Annotated in this window: 8 protein-coding genes; all 8 read right to left on the bottom strand. The window is 69.4% G+C overall.

What is annotated here, in order from left to right:
* Positions 1-3 precede the first annotated feature (3 nt).
* The 8 genes from PCA76_RS32570 to rpmH all read right to left on the bottom strand — a co-directional run bounded on the left by PCA76_RS32570 (position 4) and on the right by rpmH (position 6,202).
* On the bottom strand, positions 4-1,026 hold the full coding sequence (locus PCA76_RS32570) for a ParB/RepB/Spo0J family partition protein (RefSeq protein ID WP_272614376.1): 1,023 nt from the start codon (positions 1,024-1,026) through the stop codon (positions 4-6).
* 27 nt (positions 1,027-1,053) lie between these two features.
* Positions 1,054-2,025, bottom strand: coding sequence for a ParA family protein (locus PCA76_RS32575; RefSeq protein WP_442930292.1), 972 nt, complete (start codon positions 2,023-2,025; stop codon positions 1,054-1,056).
* A gap of 608 nt (positions 2,026-2,633) precedes the next feature.
* Positions 2,634-3,344 carry a 16S rRNA (guanine(527)-N(7))-methyltransferase RsmG gene (rsmG, locus tag PCA76_RS32580; RefSeq protein ID WP_336298087.1) on the bottom strand — a complete coding sequence of 237 codons (711 nt, stop codon included), beginning with the start codon at positions 3,342-3,344 and terminating at the stop codon, positions 2,634-2,636.
* A 142-nt stretch (positions 3,345-3,486) separates the two neighbouring features.
* Complete coding sequence (locus PCA76_RS32585) at positions 3,487-4,113, bottom strand: Jag family protein (protein WP_272614378.1); 627 nt, start codon at positions 4,111-4,113, stop codon at positions 3,487-3,489.
* Positions 4,114-4,328: 215 nt separating this feature from the next.
* Complete coding sequence (yidC, locus tag PCA76_RS32590) at positions 4,329-5,318, bottom strand: membrane protein insertase YidC (protein WP_272619802.1); 990 nt, start codon at positions 5,316-5,318, stop codon at positions 4,329-4,331.
* A 2-nt stretch (positions 5,319-5,320) separates the two neighbouring features.
* Positions 5,321-5,617, bottom strand: coding sequence for a membrane protein insertion efficiency factor YidD (gene yidD / locus PCA76_RS32595; protein WP_272614379.1), 297 nt, complete (start codon positions 5,615-5,617; stop codon positions 5,321-5,323).
* The gene (rnpA, locus tag PCA76_RS32600; RefSeq protein WP_272614381.1) at positions 5,614-6,030 is read right to left on the bottom strand and encodes a ribonuclease P protein component; all 417 of its coding nucleotides are present in this window, start codon (positions 6,028-6,030) and stop codon (positions 5,614-5,616) included. The genes yidD and rnpA overlap by 4 nt, the downstream gene beginning before the upstream one ends.
* A gap of 34 nt (positions 6,031-6,064) precedes the next feature.
* Positions 6,065-6,202, bottom strand: coding sequence for a 50S ribosomal protein L34 (gene rpmH / locus PCA76_RS32605; protein WP_007453904.1), 138 nt, complete (start codon positions 6,200-6,202; stop codon positions 6,065-6,067).
* Between the last annotated feature and the right edge of the window lie 408 nt (positions 6,203-6,610).

Below are 6,610 nucleotides of genomic sequence, written 5' to 3' on the forward strand. Positions count from 1 at the left end.
GACTCAGTCCCCGCTCTCCTCCTGTTGCACTCCGATGATCCCGACGATCCGCTCAAGGTCGTCGACCGTCGCGAACTCGATCGTGATCTTGCCCTTGCTCCGGCCGATGTCCACCTTCACCCGGGTGTCGAACCGGTCGGACAGCCGATCGGCGAGATCGGTCAGGGCCGGCGCGTGCGCCTTCGGCCGGCGCTTTGCGGCCTGACCCTTGGCCGGTCCGTCGTTCAGTGCCAGGGCCACGATCTCCTCGGTCGCCCGAACCGACAGGCCCTCGGCCACGATCCGCAACGCCAACTGTTCCTGCGCCTCGGCCTCGTCGAGGCTCAGCAGGGCGCGGGCGTGGCCCGCCGACAGGATCCCGGCAGCGACCCGGCGCTGCACCTGAGCCGGCAGGTTCAGCAGTCGGATCGTGTTGGAGATCTGCGGGCGGCTCCGGCCGATCCGGCGGGCCAACTCCTCGTGGGTGGCCCCGAACTCCTCCAGCAGCTGCTGGTAGGCGGCGGCCTCTTCCAGAGGGTTGAGGTTGGCCCGGTGGATGTTCTCCAGGAGGGCGTCGCGGAGCATGGCGTCGTCTCGGGTGTCCCGGATGATCGCCGGGATGTTCTCCCGCCCCACAGCCTGGGCGGCCCGCCAGCGCCGCTCGCCCATAACCAGCTCGTACTTCTCGTCGTCGAGCTGCCGGACGACGATGGGTTGAAGAAAGCCGACCTCCTGGATCGAGGTCTTGAGCTCCTCCAGTGCCTCCTCATCGAAGACCTGGCGGGGCTGCTTCGGGTTGGGCAGGATCGCGTCGACCGGGATCTCAGCGAATCGAGCTCCGGGCACCGGAGTGAGCGCGGGCTGCTCCGGCTCGTGGACCGGCACCCCGGCGGAGACGGCGGAGACGGCTGCGGGGCCCGCATCGTCCACGTACTCGTTCTCGTGCTCCGGTTCGGCTGTCACGGTGCCGGCGGCACCCGGCACCGGCCCGGTCGGGATCAGCGCCCCCAGGCCCCTACCCAGGCCACCCCGAGGACGGTTCTTCATGCCACGCCTCCCAGCGACTCATCCGCACTACGCATTCCGGCCCACCGGCTCCTTGACGCCGCGCTCGGCGATCTCCTGGGCGGCTTCGAAGTAGCTCGTGGCCCCCCGCGATCCGGGATCGTAGGTCATCACCGACTGGCCGTAGCTGGGCGCCTCGGAGACCCGGACGTTGCGGGGGATGACCGCCTGGAGAACCTTGTCGCCGAAGTGGTTCCGGACATCCTGCTCGACGGCGTCGGCCAACCGGGTACGGCGGTCATACATCGTCAGCAGGATGGTGGAGACATCGAGCTTCGGGTTGAGGTGTTGGCGCACCAGGTTGATGTTGTTGATCAGCTGGTTGAGCCCTTCCAGGGCGTAGTACTCGCACTGGATCGGGATCAGCACCTCTTGCGCGGCAACCAGGGCGTTGACCGTGAGCAGACCGAGCGAGGGCGGGCAGTCGATGAAGACATAGTCGAACTCGCCCGGGTACGCGGCGATCGCCCGGTCCAGGCGCGACTCCCGCGCCACCACCGACACCAGCTCGATCTCCGCGCCGGCCAGGTCGATGGTCGCGGGTACGCACCAGAGGTTGGGGATGCCCTCGACCGCCTGCGCCACCTCGGCCAGCGGCACGCTGTTGATGAGGCAGTCGTAGACGTCCGGGATCCCGGTGTGGTGGGGGACGTTGAGCCCGGTCGAGGCATTGCCCTGCGGGTCGAGGTCCACCACCAGCACCCGGTTGCCGTGCAGGGCGAGCGCCACCGCAAGGTTGACGGTGGTCGTGGTCTTACCCACGCCGCCCTTCTGGTTGGCGACGCACATGACCCGGGTCCGGTCCGGACGAGGCATGGTCACCTCGCCACTGGGATTCAGGATCTGCACGGCGCGCATCGCCTCCATAGCCAACGGTGGGTCATCCTCTTCGCGCGTCGGGGTTTCACGTGAAACGTACGTGGGATCGGCCGCCACGGCAGCCAACGACTCGGTCGAAGCGACCGGTGCATCGGAGATCACCGGCGCGGAGTCCCGAACAGCCGCCGCAGTGGGTTGGTGCGGGACCGCCGGCTCGAAGCGAACCGCGGCGGCGGTGTTGCGTCGGCCCGAGGTCGACCGCACCTCGGCGGCGTTGACCGGGCGACTCAACCCCTCCGGCGTCCGACGAACACTCGTCGGCTCCGGGGTGGCTGATCCCTCCGGCTGTCCCGAGACCGCAGCTTCGTCGCGCGGCGTGGGCGGATCGGCGTCCGCAGGGCGGGTCGATGGCCCGGTCGCCTCGGGCGACCAGTTCGGGTAGTCGGTTTCACGTGAAACGGGATCGTTGGTCGACCCGGTCACGCGTGGATCGTCGTACCTGCCGTCGTCATGCACCTGTCATCCCTGCCCGCTTCGGATGGTCGGTCCGCGCCCCGGTCAACTTGGCCACACCCACGCTCGCATCCCGGAGCGTACGGCCCTCGGGAGCGGTCGGAGACCCGCGACGTCCGTCGCCCGCTTTACTATCGACGCGCGGTCAGCCTACGGCGGACGGGCGCGGCCGGTCCACGTCGGGTTGTCATCTCCTCGTCCATCCGTACCGGTACAACGAGGCAACCCACCGGCCGGAAGCCCGATGGCGCGAAGTGTCAGCGTCGGCGGGGGCGTCCGCCCCGCGAGCGCTTGTTGGCCGCCGGGCGCGCAGGGCCGATCATCCGCTCGCGCACGATCTCCACGACGGTGGCGGGCGGATCGATCACCCCGACGCCGCAGAGGTGCACGGACGGTTCCCCGCCACCGAGACGCGCCACCACCTCGGCGTGCTCCTCGATTTCGGCAGCGGCTGATGAGCCTTTCAGTGCCAGCAGACGGCCACCGCGGACGGCCAGGGGGAGACTCCAGCCTGCAAGGCGATCCAGCGGTGCGACCGCGCGAGCGGTCACCACGTCTCCGCTGATCGGCTCCCGGCCGCTCGACCCGGTGGCCGCCTCGTCTGCCCGACCCCGGAACACCCGCACCGACTTCGCCAGACCGAGTTGCTCGACGACCTCGATCAGGAACGACGTCCGTCGGGCGAGTGGCTCGATCAGGGTCACCGTGAGGTCGGGGCGGGCGATGGCCAGGACCAGACCCGGCAGACCGGCACCGGAGCCAACGTCGAGCACAGTCACGCCGGACGGAATCCGCTCCGCGACGGCGGCACAGTTGAGCAGGTGCCGGTCCCAGATGCGGGGTGCCTCCCGAGGACCGATCAGACCGCGGACAACGCCGTCAGTGGCCAGCAGCTCGGCGTACGCGGCGGCCAGATCGAGACGATCGCCGAATAGGGTCAGTGCGGCTGGCGCCAGCTCGGGGGGCAGCGCCGCGTCCTCTGGAGACGGGGCGGTGTCGCGCCCAGTCGAGTCGGCGTCAGCGGTAACGGGCCGGACAGCGGACGGCCCGGGCGGCGTGCCGCCCGGGCCGGTCACGGCGTCGGCCGTGATGTCGTCGTGGGTCACTCGGTCAGTCCGCCGGCCGTACGACGATGCGCCGGTTCGGCTCCACACCCTCGGACTCGCTCTCCACGCCAGACATGGCGTTGACCACGTCGTGCACGCACTTCCGCTCGAACGCGGACATCGCATCGAGCCGGACCGGCTCGCCGTACTCCTTGACCTTCTCGACGGCGTTCTTGGCGACCGCGGCGAGTTCCTTGCGGCGGTTGGCCCGGTAGCCGCCGACGTCGAGCAGCAGGCGGCTCGGCGTCCCGGTCTGCCGGAAGACAGCGAGGCGGGTCAGCTCCTGGAGGGCTTCCAGGGTGGCCCCACGCTGACCGACAAGATTCTGCAGCCGCTCGCCAACCACCTCGACCATCGGGCGCCCGGCGGCGACCAGCTCGTCGATGTCGCCGTCGTAGTCGAGGATGTCGAGCAGCCCTTCGACGTAGTCAGCCGCGATCTCGCTCTGCCGGAACAGGTCGCCCTCGCCTACCGCCTTCTTCACCCGGCCGCCAGCGGCAGCACCGGTGTCATTGGCCTCGGTGTCGTCGTCGCCGTCGTCGGCCTCGGTGTCGTCGCCGTCCACAGCGAGCGTCGCGGTCTCCTCCTCGTCCAGGGACTGCTCGGCGCGGGGGATGCTGGTCTCGGTCACGGTCTCATCTCCGTACTCGCTCGGCCGGACCGTCGGGTCCGACTGGTTTCCCGGGGCCGGCGGGAGGTCACCGGTGCCCACGGGCACGTCTGTACGGGCAGTGTCGCCCGTGGCCACGCGATGCGCGGTCGGTTCCGCCCGGCGCCGGCCGTACGGCGGCTGCACGCTGCGGAACGGGCCGCCGCCAGTTACCCGGCGACGGCCCCCTTACAGGATCAGCCCTGCCGCTTGGCGGGGCGGCTCTTCTTCGGGTTGTTCATCGGCTTGGCGCCCGGCTTCGGCCCGGCCACCTTGGGCGCGGTCGCCTTGACCGGTGCCGGCGGGGCCGACTTGCCGCGACCGAACAGGCCACCGGCCTTGGCGGGCTGCACCGGGTTACGCGTGGCGGCGGGGGCGACGGCCTTCTTGGCGGTCACCGGCGGCGGGAACTTCCGCAGCACCCACTGCTGCTGGCCAAGCGTGAAGAGGTTGTTGGTGACCCAGTAGATGATCACGCCGATCGGGAAGATCGCACCGGAGATCAGCAGCGACGCGGGGATGCCGTAGAGCATCAGCCGCTGGATCATCCGCTGCTGCGGGTCTTCCGCCCAGCCGGTCTTGAGGATCATCTGACGGCTGGTCAGGTAGGTGGTGCCGATCATGATCAGGACCAGAATGCCGGCGATGATCTTGACGGTGGTGCCGTTGGCGCCGAGGCTGGCCAACTCGTCGGCCGTGGAACCGAACTTGCCGGCGATCGGGGCGGTGAACAGCTTCGCCTGCGATGCGCTCTGGAACTGGTCGACGGTCCAGCCGTAGAGGGTCTTGTTCTGCTTGTCCGGGTCGAGCCGGCGCAGCACGTGGAAGAGGCCCAGGAAGACCGGGATCTGAAGGAACATCGGAAGGCAACCCATCAGCGGGTTGGCCTTCTCCTTCTTGTAGAGCTCCATCATTTCTTTCTGGAGCGTCTCCCGGTCACCCTTGTGCTTCTCCTGAAGCTCCTTGACCTTGGGCTGGAGCGCCTGCATCGCCCGCTGCGACTTGATCTGCTTGACGAAGACCGGGAACAGGATCACCCGGACGGTGACCACCAGGAAGACGATGGACAGGATCCAGGCGAAGTTGGTGCCGAGCACCGCGCCGACCGGTACCCCGATGACGTCCCAGGCAGAGTGCCAGGTCAGCAGGATCCACGAAATCGCGTAGTAGATCCAGTCGAGACTCAGACTCAATTCGGGGCTCCAGTCACATCAGCACGGCGGCGGCCGCCCGGCTCCGGAACCGGGTCATGTCCACCAGGGTGAAAGGGGTGGCAGCGCAACAGCCGCCGGACCGCCAGCACGGCTCCCCGGAGCGCGCCGTGCCGAACGACCGCCTCCTGGGCGTACGCACTGCACGACGGGTAGAACCGACAGCGGGCCGGCAGAGCCGGACTTATCCACCGACGGTACGCGATGATAGGCGCAATCAGCACCTTGGCACCGGTTGTCAACCGGCGTGGGCTGGTCTGGTCGGTGCCGCTCATCGGGACCGCCGTTCTCGGGGCGACCGGGCGACCGCGATGGCGGCGTCCAGGTCGGTGGCGAGCCGAGGGTACGACGCCTCGGCCGCTGCGGGGAGCGCCCGGACGACCAGGGTGCTGCCGGCCGGCAGGGCGGTCAACCGTTCCCGGACCAGTGCCCGCAGTCGGCGCCGGACCCGGTTACGGGTCACCGCGTTGCCGACGGCTTTGGACACGACGAAGCCGGCGCGGGACGGCACGGATGAGTGCTCCGCACTGTTGTCCCGCACCGGCTCCGGCGAGGTCGGTGTGCTGGGGTCGGCAGTCGCCGGCACGGTCAGGTGGACCACGACGGCACCACGTCCGGCACGTCGGCCACCACGAACCGCTGCGGCGAAGTCAGTGCTGTGCCGCAGTCGTTGCGCGGCGGCCAGCACGATTGCCCACGTCCCCTGGACCCGCCCGGTCGGCTCAGGCCGACAGGGTGGTGCGACCCTTGGCGCGACGGCTCGAGAGGATGGCACGGCCGGCACGGGTGCGCATGCGCAGCCGGAAGCCGTGGGTCTTCGCGCGCCGGCGGTTGTTCGGCTGGTAGGTGCGCTTGCTCACGTCAGGCTCTCCGTTTTCGTACGCGCCCCGCGCGACGGGATCGCCGGGGTCGTGTGGTGGTCCAGGCCACCTCGAGGGTGGCCCACGATCGGTGCTGTCCGGTGGAGCGGGACCTCGGCAAAGCGGGGATGCGACCGCGGACAGCAAGCACCCATCACCCTAGCAGAGGGCGAGAAAGCAACCGTTCCAGCCTACGCAGGGGTGCAATGACCGTCAAACACCCCGAGCAGCGGACAACAGGACGCGCCCGAGGCCGAAGGGCCGTTTTCGCTGATGCCGACAAGGGCGCCGCCGCGTCGCCGGTTGATGGCGCAGGGACAACGCTGTTACCGTGCCCGATTGCGGTGAGCGTCGGAAGCTCCGGTCGTCGCACAGGCAAGACCGGACAAGGTAGTGAATCGTTCGGCA

The organism is Micromonospora sp. LH3U1 (genome assembly GCF_028475105.1).
Taxonomy (GTDB): Bacteria; Actinomycetota; Actinomycetes; order Mycobacteriales; family Micromonosporaceae; genus Micromonospora.

Coding starts and splice junctions, on each gene's coding strand:
- PCA76_RS32570 (WP_272614376.1), bottom strand. CDS start 1,026: ATGAAGAACCGTCCTCGGGGTGGCCTGGGTAGGGGCCTGGGGGCGCTG.
- yidD (WP_272614379.1), bottom strand. CDS start 5,617: ATGAGCGGCACCGACCAGACCAGCCCACGCCGGTTGACAACCGGTGCC.